General features: G+C 74.9%; 16 protein-coding genes. 8 read left to right on the top strand and 8 right to left on the bottom strand.

What is annotated here, in order from left to right:
- Positions 1 to 38 precede the first annotated feature (38 nt).
- Complete coding sequence (locus tag HK417_RS05610; RefSeq protein WP_222264238.1) at positions 39 to 644, bottom strand: TetR/AcrR family transcriptional regulator; 606 nt, start codon at positions 642 to 644, stop codon at positions 39 to 41.
- Positions 645 to 698: 54 nt separating this feature from the next.
- Positions 699 to 2,048, bottom strand: a complete 1,350-nt coding sequence (paaK, locus tag HK417_RS05605; RefSeq protein ID WP_308123397.1) for a phenylacetate--CoA ligase PaaK — start codon at positions 2,046 to 2,048, stop codon at positions 699 to 701.
- A gap of 186 nt (positions 2,049 to 2,234) precedes the next feature.
- Between paaK and paaA the strand changes: the two genes are divergently transcribed.
- From paaA to paaE, 5 genes are all read left to right on the top strand, one after another.
- On the top strand, positions 2,235 to 3,215 hold the full coding sequence (gene paaA, locus HK417_RS05600; RefSeq protein WP_222264235.1) for a 1,2-phenylacetyl-CoA epoxidase subunit PaaA: 981 nt from the start codon (positions 2,235 to 2,237) through the stop codon (positions 3,213 to 3,215).
- Complete coding sequence (gene paaB / locus HK417_RS05595) at positions 3,212 to 3,577, top strand: 1,2-phenylacetyl-CoA epoxidase subunit PaaB (RefSeq protein ID WP_222264233.1); 366 nt, start codon at positions 3,212 to 3,214, stop codon at positions 3,575 to 3,577. Before paaA ends, paaB begins: the two co-directional genes overlap by 4 nt.
- A gap of 96 nt (positions 3,578 to 3,673) precedes the next feature.
- Positions 3,674 to 4,582, top strand: coding sequence for a 1,2-phenylacetyl-CoA epoxidase subunit PaaC (gene paaC, locus HK417_RS05590; protein ID WP_222264231.1), 909 nt, complete (start codon positions 3,674 to 3,676; stop codon positions 4,580 to 4,582).
- 8 nt (positions 4,583 to 4,590) lie between these two features.
- Positions 4,591 to 5,100, top strand: coding sequence for a 1,2-phenylacetyl-CoA epoxidase subunit PaaD (gene paaD, locus HK417_RS05585; RefSeq protein WP_222264229.1), 510 nt, complete (start codon positions 4,591 to 4,593; stop codon positions 5,098 to 5,100).
- Positions 5,100 to 6,164, top strand: a complete 1,065-nt coding sequence (gene paaE / locus HK417_RS05580; protein ID WP_308123396.1) for a 1,2-phenylacetyl-CoA epoxidase subunit PaaE — start codon at positions 5,100 to 5,102, stop codon at positions 6,162 to 6,164. Before paaD ends, paaE begins: the two co-directional genes overlap by 1 nt.
- Before the next feature lie 29 nt (positions 6,165 to 6,193).
- Here the strand turns inward: paaE and HK417_RS05575 are convergent, their stop codons facing one another.
- The 3 genes from HK417_RS05575 to HK417_RS05565 all read right to left on the bottom strand — a co-directional run bounded on the left by HK417_RS05575 (position 6,194) and on the right by HK417_RS05565 (position 7,598).
- Positions 6,194 to 6,421 (bottom strand): hypothetical protein, encoded by a 228-nt coding sequence (locus HK417_RS05575; protein WP_222264227.1) that lies wholly within the window; start codon positions 6,419 to 6,421, stop codon positions 6,194 to 6,196.
- A 203-nt stretch (positions 6,422 to 6,624) separates the two neighbouring features.
- On the bottom strand, positions 6,625 to 7,092 hold the full coding sequence (locus HK417_RS05570) for a flavin reductase family protein (RefSeq protein ID WP_308123395.1): 468 nt from the start codon (positions 7,090 to 7,092) through the stop codon (positions 6,625 to 6,627).
- An 8-nt stretch (positions 7,093 to 7,100) separates the two neighbouring features.
- Positions 7,101 to 7,598, bottom strand: a complete 498-nt coding sequence (locus tag HK417_RS05565; protein WP_222264225.1) for a hypothetical protein — start codon at positions 7,596 to 7,598, stop codon at positions 7,101 to 7,103.
- Between HK417_RS05565 and HK417_RS25050 the strand changes: the two genes are divergently transcribed.
- Both HK417_RS25050 and HK417_RS05560 read left to right on the top strand, forming a co-directional pair.
- On the top strand, positions 7,575 to 7,706 hold the full coding sequence (locus tag HK417_RS25050; protein WP_261325948.1) for a hypothetical protein: 132 nt from the start codon (positions 7,575 to 7,577) through the stop codon (positions 7,704 to 7,706). The genes HK417_RS05565 and HK417_RS25050 overlap by 24 nt on opposite strands.
- Positions 7,707 to 7,806: 100 nt before the next feature.
- A complete protein-coding gene (locus tag HK417_RS05560) occupies positions 7,807 to 8,955 on the top strand; it encodes a glycerol dehydrogenase (RefSeq protein ID WP_222264223.1) in 1,149 nt (382 codons plus the stop codon).
- Between the two features lie 6 nt (positions 8,956 to 8,961).
- Here HK417_RS05560 and HK417_RS05555 read toward each other — a convergent pair whose 3' ends face one another.
- From HK417_RS05555 to HK417_RS05545, 3 genes are all read right to left on the bottom strand, one after another.
- The gene (locus HK417_RS05555) at positions 8,962 to 9,228 is read right to left on the bottom strand and encodes a DUF1905 domain-containing protein (protein ID WP_222264221.1); all 267 of its coding nucleotides are present in this window, start codon (positions 9,226 to 9,228) and stop codon (positions 8,962 to 8,964) included.
- A complete protein-coding gene (locus tag HK417_RS05550) occupies positions 9,225 to 10,208 on the bottom strand; it encodes an SMP-30/gluconolactonase/LRE family protein (protein ID WP_222264219.1) in 984 nt (327 codons plus the stop codon). Before HK417_RS05550 ends, HK417_RS05555 begins: the two co-directional genes overlap by 4 nt.
- 223 nt (positions 10,209 to 10,431) lie before the next feature.
- Entirely contained in the window at positions 10,432 to 11,400 is a 969-nt protein-coding gene (locus HK417_RS05545; protein WP_222264217.1) for a sulfotransferase family protein, read from the bottom strand.
- A gap of 41 nt (positions 11,401 to 11,441) precedes the next feature.
- Here HK417_RS05545 and HK417_RS05540 point away from each other — a divergent pair, with 41 nt between their 5' ends.
- Complete coding sequence (locus tag HK417_RS05540; protein ID WP_222264215.1) at positions 11,442 to 12,365, top strand: hypothetical protein; 924 nt, start codon at positions 11,442 to 11,444, stop codon at positions 12,363 to 12,365.
- Positions 12,366 to 12,371: the final 6 nt, after the last annotated feature.

Genomic DNA, 12,371 nt, shown 5'->3' with positions numbered 1-12,371 from the left:
GCCGTCCGTTTCCCGGCGCGTCGCGAGGGCGCGTCGGCTCAGGACCGGCGGGCGCGCAGGCCCGTGAACAGCACGGTGACCACGGCGTCGGCGAGGTCGTCGGCGGACAGCTCCCCGCCGGGGCGGTACCACTCGGTGAGCGAGTTGACGGTGCCGAACAGCAGCCGGCTGGTCACCGCCGGGTCCACGTCGGGGCGCACGTCCCCCTCGTGCTCGGCGGCCCGCACCAGCGCGGTCACGAACCGGTCGAACTCACGGCGGCGCTGCAGGGCGCTGCGCTCGACCTCGGAGTTGCCGCGCACCCGCAGCAGGAGCGTGACGTAGGGCAGCTCCACGGCGAGCACGCCCACCGAGGCCCGGACGACGTGCTCCAGCCGGTCGATCGCCCGCCCCGCGGTGGCCGCCGGGTGCTCGGTGACGGCGAACAGCGCGTCCAGCGCCCGGTCCAGGGCCAGCCGCAGCAGCTCCACCTTGCTCGGCACGTGGTGGTAGATCGCGGACTTGGTAACACCCAGCCGGACGGCCAGCTCGTCCATGCTGGTCGCCTCGTAGCCGCGCTCGTTGAACACCGCCACGGCGACCTCCAGCAGCGACTCCACCGAGTGCCCGGGCCGCCCCCGCCGCGCCGGCGTGGTCGCGGTCATCCGCGGTCCCCGGTCATGCCCGCCCCTCAGCGGCCGTGGTGGCCAGCATGGCCGTCACCGGTGGTCCCGGTTATCCACCAGCCGCTGCAGCTTCCCCATCGACCGCGCGAGCGTCTCCGGATCGACCACCTGCACCTCCACGCTGGTGCCGACGGTGTCCTTGACCCCCTGTTCGACCTCCGCGGCGGCCGGGCCGCGCCGCTCGGGCGGGCAGTCCGGCCGCGCCTCGACGTGCACGGTGAGGTGGTCGAGCCGACCGCGGGTGGTCAGCTCGAGGGAGAAGTGCGGTGAGAGCCCCGGGGTGCGCAGCACAACCTCCTCGACCTGGGTCGGGAACAGGTTGACCCCGCGCAGGATGATCATGTCGTCGGTGCGGCCGGTGACCTTCTGCATCCGCCGCATCGCCGGTCGCGCGGTGCCCGGCAGCAGCCGAGTGAGGTCGCGGGTGCGGTAGCGGACGACGGGCACCGCCTGCTTCGTGAGCGAGGTGAACACCAGCTCGCCCTCCTCCCCCTCCGGCAGCACCTCGCCGGTGACCGGGTCGATCACCTCGGGGTAGAAGTGGTCCTCCCACACGTGCAGCCCGTCCTTGGTCTCCACGCACTCCTGGGCCACCCCCGGGCCCATCACCTCCGACAGGCCGTAGACGTCGACGGCGTGCAGGTCCAGGCGCTCCTCGATCTCCTGGCGCATCTGCTCGGTCCAGGGCTCCGCGCCGAAGATCCCGATCTCCAGCGAGGTGCTCCGCGGGTCGATCCCCTGCCGCTCGAACTCGTCGATCAGGGCCAGCATGTAGCTCGGCGTCACCATGATCACCCGCGGCCGGAGGTCGTTGATCAGCTGCACCTGCCGCGGGGTCATGCCGCCGGAGACCGGGACGACGGTGCAGCCGAGCTCCTCCGCCCCGTAGTGCGCACCGAGCCCGCCGGTGAACAGCCCGTAGCCGTAGGCGTTGTGCAGCACGTCGCCGGGCCGCCCGCCGGCCGCCCGGATGGACCGCGCCATCAACCGCGCCCAGGTGTCCAGGTCGTGCCCGGTGTAGCCGACGACCGTGGGCCGCCCGGTGGTGCCCGAGGACGCGTGCACCCGGCGGACCTGGTCGCGCGGCACGGCGAACATGCCGAACGGGTAGTTGTCCCGCAGGTCGGCCTTCGCGGTGAGCGGGAAGCGGGCCAGGTCGGCCAGCGAGCGGCAGTCGTCGGGGTGGACGCCGGCCGCGTCGAAGGCGTGCCGGTGGTGCGGCACGTGGTCGTAGGCGTGCCGCAGCGACCAACGCAGCCGCTCCAGCTGGAGGGCACGGAGCTCGTCGACGCCCATCCGCTCGTCGGGGTCGAGGGTGCGCGGCTCCGGGGCCTCGCCCAGGCGGCGGGTGGCCGCCTGGTCCGCGGCGGTGGGGGTGGTCACGGCTGCCTCCGTCGTCCGCGGGCCGCCTCGCCCGTCTGCTCCGTGCCGCTCGGCACCGGTGTCGACCGGTTGGTCGGTCATCCGACCCGGCCGCGGGAACACTGTCAAGCGCGCCTTGCCCCGGCGCCGTTCCGCCCGGGACACTCGTTACTGACCGGACGGTCAGTCTCGATCGACGGAGGACCCGTGTCCGCACCCACCCTGGAGCGCACCGCGCCGGACGAGGCCGCCCTGCAGGCCCACTTCAACGCGACCATCGCGGCCGACCACCGCGTCGAGCCGCGCGACTGGATGCCCGACGGCTACCGGAAGACCCTCATCAGGCAGATCGCGCAGCACGCGCACTCGGAGATCATCGGGATGCAGCCCGAGGGCGACTGGCTGCTGGCCGCGCCCAGCCTGCGACGCAAGGCCATCCTGCTGGCGAAGGTGCAGGACGAGGCCGGGCACGGGCTGTACCTCTACTCGGCCGCGGAGACCCTCGGCGCCGACCGGGCCGACCTGACCGACAAGCTGATCGAGCGGAAGCAGAAGTACAGCTCGATCTTCAACTACCCGACGCTGACCTACGCCGACGTCGGGGTGATCGGCTGGCTGGTCGACGGCGCGGCCATCTGCAACCAGGTGCCGCTGTGCCGGTCGAGCTACGGGCCGTACGCGCGGGCGATGATCCGCATCTGCAAGGAGGAGTCGTTCCACCAGCGGCAGGGCTACGAGCTGCTGCTGACGATGATGCGCGGCACCGCCGAGCAGCGGGCGATGGTGCAGGACGCCGTCGACCGGTGGTGGTGGCCCTCGCTGATGATGTTCGGCCCGCCCGACGCCGACAGCCCCAACTCGGCGCAGTCGATGGCCTGGGGCATCAAGCGGCACAGCAACGACGAGCTGCGCCAGCGGTTCGTGGACATGACCGTGCCGCAGGCGGAGGTCCTCGGCGTGACGCTGCCCGACCCCGAGCTGGCGCTGGACTTGGCCACCGGCCGGTACCGGTTCGGTGCGATCGACTGGGACGAGTTCAAGCGGGTGCTCGCCGGCGGTGGCCCGTGCAACGACGAGCGGATCGCCCGCCGCCGCGCCGCCCGCGACGACAACGCCTGGGTCACCGAGGCCGCGACCGCGTACGCGGCGAGGCACGACGGCGGGCGGGCGGCCGGTGAGCCCGCATGAGCGACGTGACGGCCGAGGGCGGGCATGGCGCCGTCCCCACCGGACCGGAGGTGCCGGTGCAGCCCCGGCGGGCGGCGGTGCGCCGGGACTGGCCGCTGTACGAGGTGTTCGTGCGCGGCAAGCGCGGCCTCAACCACGTGCACGTCGGCTCGCTGCACGCACCCGACGACGAGATGGCCATCGACGCCGCCCGCGACCTCTACACCCGGCGCAACGAGGGCGTGAGCATCTGGGTGGTCAGAGCGGCGGACATCACCGCGTCCAGCCCGGACGAGAAGGACCCGCTGTTCGCCCCGAGCGGCGACAAGGTCTACCGCCATCCGACGTTCTACGAGATCCCGGACGACGTCCCCCACATGTGAAGGACCTCCTCTCCCCCCACTCGCCTCGTACCTCGGCGAGCGGGGCCCTGAGAGGAGGCCGTTCCATCCACCCGTCCACGAGGCAAGGAGCGTGCGTTGGGGCACGAAGAGACCGTCTACGAGGCGCTGGCGAACGCGCACGAGGAGGGGCACTGGGCGTTCGGGACCGGCTTCGACGACCCGCTGGCCGGCGTCGACACCACCGTGCCCGACGGCGTCGACCACGCCGACCTGGGCGCCTACTGCCTGATGCTCGGTGACGACGCGCTCGTGCTGGCCCAGCGGCTGACCCAGTGGATCACCAACGCGCCCGAGCTCGAGGAGGAGGTCGCGTTCGGCAACATCGCCCTCGACCTGCTCGGCCAGGCCCGCCTCCTGCTGGCCCGGGCCGGGTCGGTGGACGTGCTCGGCCGGTCCCGGGAGCACGCCACCGCCTCCATCCCGGACGAGGATGCGCTGGCCTACTTCCGCGATCCCGACGAGTTCCGCAGCACCGCCCTGGTCGAGGCGCCCAACGGGGACTTCGGGCAGACGATCGTGCGCCTGCTGGTCGCGGCCACCGTGCGGCTGGCGGTGCTCGCCCGGCTGCGCGGGTCCCGCGACCCGGTGCTCGCCGCGATCGCCGCCAAGGGCGTCAACGAGCTGACCTACCACCGCGACCACGCGGCCCGCTGGGTGCTGCGGCTGGGCGACGGCACCGACGAGTCGCACCGCCGCGCGCAGGCCGGGGTGGACGCCGTCTGGCCGCTGCTGGCCGACGTCTTCTCCCCCACCGACGTCGAGCGCCGGCTCGCCGCGGCCGGCGTGGCCGTCGACCCCGCCGAGGTGCGCGCCGAGGTGCGCGACGTGCTGACCACCGTGCTGGAGCGGGCCACCCTGCGGGTTCCCGAGTGGCCCGCCGACGCACCCCCACGCGGTCGCGCCGGCCAGCACGGCCCCGAGCTGACCGAACTGCTGGGCACCCTCCAGGGCCTCGCCCGCGAGCACCCCGCGGCCACCTGGTGAGGGCACAAGTGGCCACTTCTGCCCCCGCGCGGGAGGCGCGCGCGGTCGCCGAGACCGTCACCGATCCCGAGCTGCCCGCGCTGACCCTGGCCGACCTCGGCGTCCTCCGCGACGTCCGCGACGAGGACGGCGTCGTGGTCGTGGAGATCACCCCGACCTACAGCGGCTGCCCGGCGATGGGCGTGATGCGCGCGGACCTCCTGCACGCCCTGCACGCGGCGGGGTTCGACCGGGTCGAGGTCCGCACCGTCCTCGCCCCGGCTTGGAGCACCGACCGGATCACCGCGGAGGGCCGCCGGAAGCTCGCCGCGGCCGGCATCGCCCCGCCCGGGCCGGCGCCGGTGCGGGGGCCCGGCCTGGTGCCGCTGGACCTGGGCCCGCCCCGCCGGGCGGCCGGCTGCCCGCTCTGCGGCTCGCCGGACACCGAGCAGCTGTCGGAGTTCGGCGCCACGGCCTGCAAGGCCCTGCGCCGCTGCCGCGCCTGCGGTGAGCCGTTCGAGCACGTGAAGGAGATCTAGTGCGGGCACGTCCGCGCTTCCACCCGCTGCGGGTCGCCCGGGTGGACCCGCTCACCGACGACGCGGTCGCCGTGACCTTCGACGTCCCGGCCGAGCTCGCCGACGAGTACGCGTTCCGGCCCGGCCAGGCGCTGACCCTGCGCCGGGTCGACGACGGCCGCGACGAGCGCCGCTCCTACTCCATCTGCGCCCCCGTCGGCGCGCCGCCGCGGGTGGGCGTCCGGGAGGTGCCGGGCGGCTTCTTCTCCCGGTGGCTGGTGCACGACGTGCGGCCCGGGGACGAGATCGAGGTGCTGCCGCCGTCCGGCACGTTCACCGCGGACCTGTCCACCCCCGGGGACCACGTGTTCGTGGTGGCGGGGTCCGGGATCACCCCGGCGCTGTCGCTGGCCGGCACGGTGCTGCGCGACGGCGAGTCGACGGTGACGGTGTTCTATGGCAACCGCCGCACCAACACGGTGATGTTCGCCGAGGAGCTGGCCGACCTGAAGGACCGGCACGGTCCCCGGCTGAACCTCGTGCACGTGCTGTCCCGCGAGCCGCGGGACACCGAGCTCACCACCGGCCGGCTCGACGGCGAGCGGCTGCGCACCCTGGTGGACGCCTTCGTCGACCCGCCCGCGGTCGACCACTGGTGGCTGTGCGGCCCGCACGGCATGGTGACCGCGGCCCGGGAGGTGCTCGCCGGGCTCGGGGTGCCGGCCGAGCAGGTGCACCAGGAGCTGTTCTACGTCGACGACGTCCCGCCGGCGCCGGTGCGCGGGGACGACGCCGCGCTGGAGGGCCCCGGGGTGGAGGTCACCGTCGTCCTGGACGGGCGGACGACGACGCTCACCCTCCCGCGCGACGAGCCGGTGCTCGACTCGGCGCAGCGGGTGCGCAGCGACCTGCCGTTCGCCTGCAAGGGCGGGGTTTGCGGCACCTGCCGGGCCCGGGTCACCGCCGGCGAGGTGGCGATGCGGCGCAACTACGCGCTCGAGCCCGCCGAGGTGGCGGCGGGGTACGTGCTGACCTGCCAGTCCGTCCCGGTCACCGACGCGGTGACGGTCGACTTCGACGCCTGACCGGCCGGCACCCCGCCGGACGCCTCAGCTCAGGCGGCGAGCTCGGCGCAACGGTGGCAGACCCGCGGGGCCTGCGCCGAGGGCGGCCACAGCCCGGCGGTCGTGCCGGAGGCGACCTCCTGGTTGCACAACGTGGCCGAGTCGGCGAGGGGGGCGGCGTGCAGCTCGTCGGGCAGCTCGAGGGTGTTCGGTGCGACGGTCACCCACGGGGCAGCCGGCCGCCAGGCGCGGACGATCACGTGCTCGGTGGTGGTCATGGGATCAGCCTGCCGTCCAGCTCCGGTACCGCCCGGTACCGCCCGGAGCGTGTCCCCGCCTCACCCGTCACACCGGACCCGGCGGGAACACCGGCGCCGGTGGTCACGCACGGGCCTGACCGTGGTCGCCCCGCGATCATCGCCGTCCACCGGCCAGGCCCGGCCGCGCGACGAGGCCCGGATCGCCGCGGTGGAGGCCGGGCTCAGCCCACCGCGGCGTGCGTCCCGAACGTGCGGGCGTGGTAGGTCAGCGGCGGTCCGGCCGTGGTCTCCGCCCGCTGCACCTCCCCGAGCACGATCACGTGGTCGCCGCCCTCGACCAGCTGCGCGACCGTGCAGGCCAGCCACCCGGGGCTGCCGGTCAGCCGGGGCGCGCCGCCGTCGACGTCCCAGCCGACGCCGGCGAACTTGTCCGCGCCCCTGCGCGCGAACGCCAGCGCCAGCGGCGCCTGCTCGCTGCCCAGCACGTTGACCCCGAAGGGGCTGCCCACGGCCAGCCGGCCCAGCAGCGAGGAGCCCCGGTCCAGGGCGACCAGCACCATCGGCGGGGCCATCGACAGCGAGGCGAAGGCGCTCACCGTCGTCCCGTGCGGGCGCCCGCCGGCGAGGGTGGTGACGACGGAGACGGGCGTGGCCACCCCGGCCATGACCGCCCGGAACTGCTCGGCCACCGTGCCGGTCAGGCCCGGCTCCCCAGCGGGGGCAGCCCCAGGTTCTCGCGCAGCGTGCTGCCGGGGTACTCGTCGCGGTACACGCCGCGCTCCTGCAACACCGGCACGACCTGGTCGACGAACGGGTCGAGGCCGCCCGGGGTGATGTGCGGGACGAGGATGAAGCCGTCGCTGGCGTCGGACTGCACCAGGTCGTCGATCTGCTCGGCGACGGTCCGCGCGCTGCCGACGAAGGTCTGCCGGCTGCTGGCCTCGATCATCAGCTCACGGATCGACAGCCCCTTGGCCTCGGCGCGCTCCCGCCACTCCCGGGCCACCGCCAGCGGGTCGCGGTTCATCCGCACGCTGGCCCGCCCCTTGGCAACGGTGTGCTCCCCGACCAGCGGGTCGACGTCGGGCAGCGGACCGTCGGGGTCGTAGCCGGACAGGTCCCGGTTCCAGACCTCCTCCAGCTCGTGCTCGACCGGATCGGGCCGGTGGTCGTGGCGGCGGGCTTCAGCGGCCACGGCTTCAAGTCCGCGACCGCCGTCGGCCGGGTGCTCGCCGACCTGGCGCTCGGCGTCCCCGCCGGGGCGGCGGCCTTCCACCTCGACCGGCACGCCGCCGTCCGCTGACCACCACGCTTAGTGGCGACCGCGCGGGGCCGCCGGGACGCCGGGCTCGGCGCGCACCTGGCGGACGTATCGTCCGCGGACCGTTCCGTGAGGGGGAGCCATGACGCAGCCCGCGCCCGTCCGCACGCTCATCAGCCCGGCCCGGTACGTCCAGGCCCGCGGCGCGCTCAGCCGGCTCGGCGAGTTCCTCGCCCCGCTGGGCAGCACGCCGCTGGTCGTGGCCGACGACGTCGTCTGGAAGCTGGTCGAGCACGACGTCCGCGCCTCGCTGTCGGCCGCGGACCTCCCCCTGACCCGGACGGGGATGGGCGTCTACGCGACCGCGGCCGAGGTGGACCGGGTGGTGGGCGAGATCGCCGCGGCCGGCGCCGACGTGTGCGTGGCCGTCGGCGGCGGCAGCACCATCGACACGGTCAAGGCGGCCGGGCACCTGGCCGGCATCCGCTGGGCCTCCGTGCCGACCGTCGCCTCGACCGACGCCCCGTGCTCGGCACTGTCGGTCATCTACACGCCCGACGGTGCCTTCGAGGAGTACCGGTTCTTCCCCCGCAACCCCGACCTCGTGCTCGTCGACACCCACGTGGTGGCGCAGGCGCCGGCGCGGTTCCTGGTGGCCGGCGTCGGGGACGCGCTGGCCACCTGGCTGGAGGCCCGGGCGACGGCGGCGGCGCACGCCGGCACCATGGCCGGCGGGCTGCCGCTGGAGACCGGGACGGCGCTGGCCCGGCTGTCCTGGGACATCCTCTGGGAGAACGCGCTGCCGGCCATCGAGGCGGTCCGCGAGCACCTGGTGACCCCCGCCGTGGAGAAGGTGGTCGAGGCGAACACCCTGCTGTCCGGGCTGGGGTTCGAGTCCGGCGGTCTGGCCGCGGCGCACGCGATCCACAACGGGCTGACCGCGGCCGAGGCCACGCACGGGCTCACGCACGGCCAGAAGGTCAACATCGGGTCGCTCACCCAGCTGGTGCTGGAGGGGGCGCCCAGCGCGGAGGTCCGGGCGTTCGTCGAGTTCACCACCCGGGTGGGGCTGCCGACCACGCTGACCGAGGTGGGGCTGGGGGTCGACGACGTGGAGGAGCTCACCCGGGTGGCCGAGGCGGCGACCGCGGAGGGCGAGACGATCCACAACATGCCGTTCCCCGTGCGGGTGCCCGAGTTGGTCGACGCGCTGCGGTCGATCGAGGGGCTCTCCCGCGGGGTGCGGGCCGAGGCCGGGCTCCACGAGCCGGTGCCCTACCAGGCGCACTGACCGCGCTCAGGAGCGGGGCACGACGCACCGCCCGTCCTCGCGGAACAGGGAGGTCGTCCACCGGGCGCCGCCGATCCGCGCCCGGACCGGGATCATCCCCCAGCCGTACGTCACCGACCGGGAGAGCTCGTGCAGCTGGGAGCTCTCCTCCTCCGGCACCGTCACGACGTGGAAGGGGGCCGGGCCCCGCCAGTGCCAGACGTCGCCACCGAACTCGAGGTCCACCCGGCCAGCATGGCCGACCTGGCGCTCCCGGCGAGCGGGACGCGTCACGGGTCGAAGGGCAGGACGACGACCTCGGAGTCCTGGGACGGCGGGTCCTCGTCGAACTGGCTGTCCACCAGCAACAGCCGCCCGCGGACCACGGCCGCGGTGGTGAGGACCCGGTCCGGGTCGGTGCCGACCTCCGCGAGCAGCCCGGCCGAGAAGGCGTCGTCCGCCAGCCGCAGGCGGGCCAGCACGTGCGCCCGGTTCCGGACGGCGACGAGGGTGTCGCCCCGCACGACCAGACCGTCGGACTGGGTGAGCAGAACCGATCCGGTGTCGACGCGGGTCGGCGTGCCCGTCGCCAGGTCGAAGCGCCACAGCTGCCCGGCCGCGCTGTGCGCGACGACCAGCGACTCCTCGTCGGGCGCCACCTCGATCCCGTTGAACCCGAAGGTGCTCGGCTCCTGGGGCACCGTCGCGGCCGCGTCGGCCCAGAGCGTCGCCGTCCAGTCGCCGTCCTCGCGGGCGATCCGGAAGACCCGCGGGGTCACCGAGTCGGTGACGTAGGCGGCGCCGTCCGGCCCGACGACGACGTCGTTGAGGAAGAGCCGGCCGTCGACCGGCATCCGCAGGGCCGCGCGCAGGTCGCCGTCGTCGTCGTACACCCAGAAGTCCGGTGCGTCGGCGGGCGCGCCCTCCTCGACACGGTTGTCCCCGCCGGCGACGTACACCCGTCCGCCGCGGTCGGTGGCGATCCCCACGGCGGTGCGCCGGCCGTCGTCGAGGGCGTCGTCCTCGTCGAGCCACACCTCGGTCCGGGAGTCGTCGACCCGGCCGCGGTGGACCTCGCCACCGGTGGTCTCGGTGACGTAGAAGGTCCGCCGGTCCGGGGTGACGTCGATGCCCTCGAACTGCGAGCCGGCCGGGTCACCGGACAGCGTGAACGTGGCGGGCAGGTCGGCGGCCGCGACCGGTGTCGCGAGCGCCAGGAGCAACGGCGCGACGAGCAGCGCGGCCACCTCGGTGCGTCGGAGCGGACGGCGCATGAGCTCTCCGTGCGGACTCGTGGAGGGACCCGTTCGCTCCCACAGTGGCGCGGCGGACCTCGATGCGCCACGTCCCCGTGCGCGGGCCGTCTCCCGGATCAGACCGGCAGCGCTGCCGCACCTCGAACTCGATCCGGCCCGGGGTGTCGTACGTCGGCGTCCCCGGACCCGGCGGTCACCGCGCCGCGCTCGGGCGCACGCCGCAGCAGTGCACCCCGTGAACTCAGCCCTGCTGGACCTGCCGCGAGCGGAAGTCGCCGCGGCCGGTGTCGCCCTTCCAGTCGCCGAACGACTCCCCGGTCAGCTCCTCCAGCAGCTCGATGTCCGGCAGCAGGGGTGCCAGCACCTCCCGCCGCACCTCCACCGGCATCGGCGGCCGCGGTGCCTTCTGCGCGTGCAGCGCGGCCAGCAGCGGCCGGCTGACCTGTCGCCACACCTGCGGCGGCGCCAGGGCACCGGCCGCCGCGCCGGCCCGCGCCGCCCGGGCGAGCAGCCGGTACAGCGGGGTGTCGCCGACGTAGGGCTTCACGTTCTCCGGCGGCACCGTGTGCGCCAGCCCCGGGGCCACGCCGAGGAAGTCGCTGACCCGGTCGAGCGTCTCCCGCGGGGTGTCGACCAGCTGCCGGTAGCGCAGCAGCAGCACCCGCTCCGGCGGCACGTGCCGGTGCAGGTCGCGCAGCTGCTCGCCGTACCGGCCCAGGCCCCGGTAGTGCCAGAAGGGTGCCCAGCCGGCGGCGACCCGGTCCTCCTCGGCGCGCACCGCGGCGGCGAAGTCGGCCTCCGGCTCCAGCCCGTCGGCGCGCAGGTGCACCCAGTTCGACCAGGCCCGGTCCACCGGGTCCCGCACCACGACGATCACCTTCGCGTCGGGCACGTCGGCGGCCAGCCGGGCGTGCGCGGCCCGGTCGTAGAGGTAGAACGGCGTGCTCTCCCCGCGCACCGCGCCGGCCGGGGCGCCGGCGAACAGGGCCCGGTACCGGTCCCGGTGCCAGACCCACTCCTGGGCGCTGTGCGCGTCGCCCGGCCCGCGCTGGGTGGCGAGGGGCGGCGGGCGGCCGTCGGTCAGGTAGTACTTCGGCTCCTTCACCGGCGACAGGTACAGCCGCGGATGGGTGGCGAGGGCCGCGTGCAACGCCGTCGTGCCGGCCTTGGGTGCTCCGGCGATGACGAACTGGGGCAGGCTGTCGGTCATCGGTCTCTTCTCCTCGTCCCTGCTCGCCCTGGAGCTGCTCCATGTCCTCCTGCACCGCATCCCGCCGGCTGCGTCCCCCGGCACCCGGCCCGTTCTGGGACGACGCGGAGGTGGTGCTCGAGCCGGAGGACCCCCAGCCGGGTTCCTGGGCGGGCGGACCGTCGGCGCTGCTCGTCGACGGCACCTGGTGGCTGGCGTACCGGCTGCGGCGGCCGGTGGGTGCGGGGCGGGGGTTCGCCAACGTGGTCGCCCGGTCGGACGACGGCGTGCGGTTCTCCCCGGTCGCGGCGCTGGGCAAGGACGCGTTCGGCGCCGAGTCGCTGGAGCGGCCGGCGCTGGTGCGCACGCCGGAGGGGCGCTGGCGGCTGTACGTCAGCTGCGCCACCCCCGGCACCAGGCACTGGCGGGTCGACCTGCTGGAGGCCGACACCCCGGAGGGCCTGGCCACCGCGCCCGCGCGCACCGTGCTGCCCGGCAGCGACCTGATCGCGGTGAAGGACCCCGTGGTGCGTCACGACGGCAGCCAGTGGCACCTCTGGGCCTCGGTGCACCCGCTGGACGACCCCACCGCGACCGACCGGATGACCACCGAGCACGCCACCAGCGACGACGGCGTCACCTGGACCTGGCGGGGCACCGCGCTGGCGGGGACGCCGGGCAGCTGGGACGCCCGCGGGGTCCGGTTCGCCACCGTGGTGCTGGCCGGCTCGGGGACCTGGGCGCTCTACGACGGGCGGGCCACCGCGGAGGAGAACTGGGAGGAGCGCACCGGGCTCGCCCGGCACGACGGCGAGCTGCGGTTCACCGCCGTGCCGGACGGACCGCTGCTGCAGAGCCCTCACCCGCCCTTCGGACTGCGCTACGCCGACGTCGTCGCCCTTCCCGACGGCGGGGCCCGCTGGTTCTACGAGGCCACCCGCGCCGACGGGGCGCACGAGCTCCGGACAGTGATCCTGCCCGACTGAGCGTCG

The sequence above is a fragment of the Modestobacter marinus genome (assembly GCF_019799945.1).
Lineage (GTDB): Bacteria > Actinomycetota > Actinomycetes > Mycobacteriales > Geodermatophilaceae > Modestobacter > Modestobacter marinus_B.
Note: the sequence above shows the minus strand (reverse complement) of the source record. Positions and strands in the feature narration are given on the sequence as shown.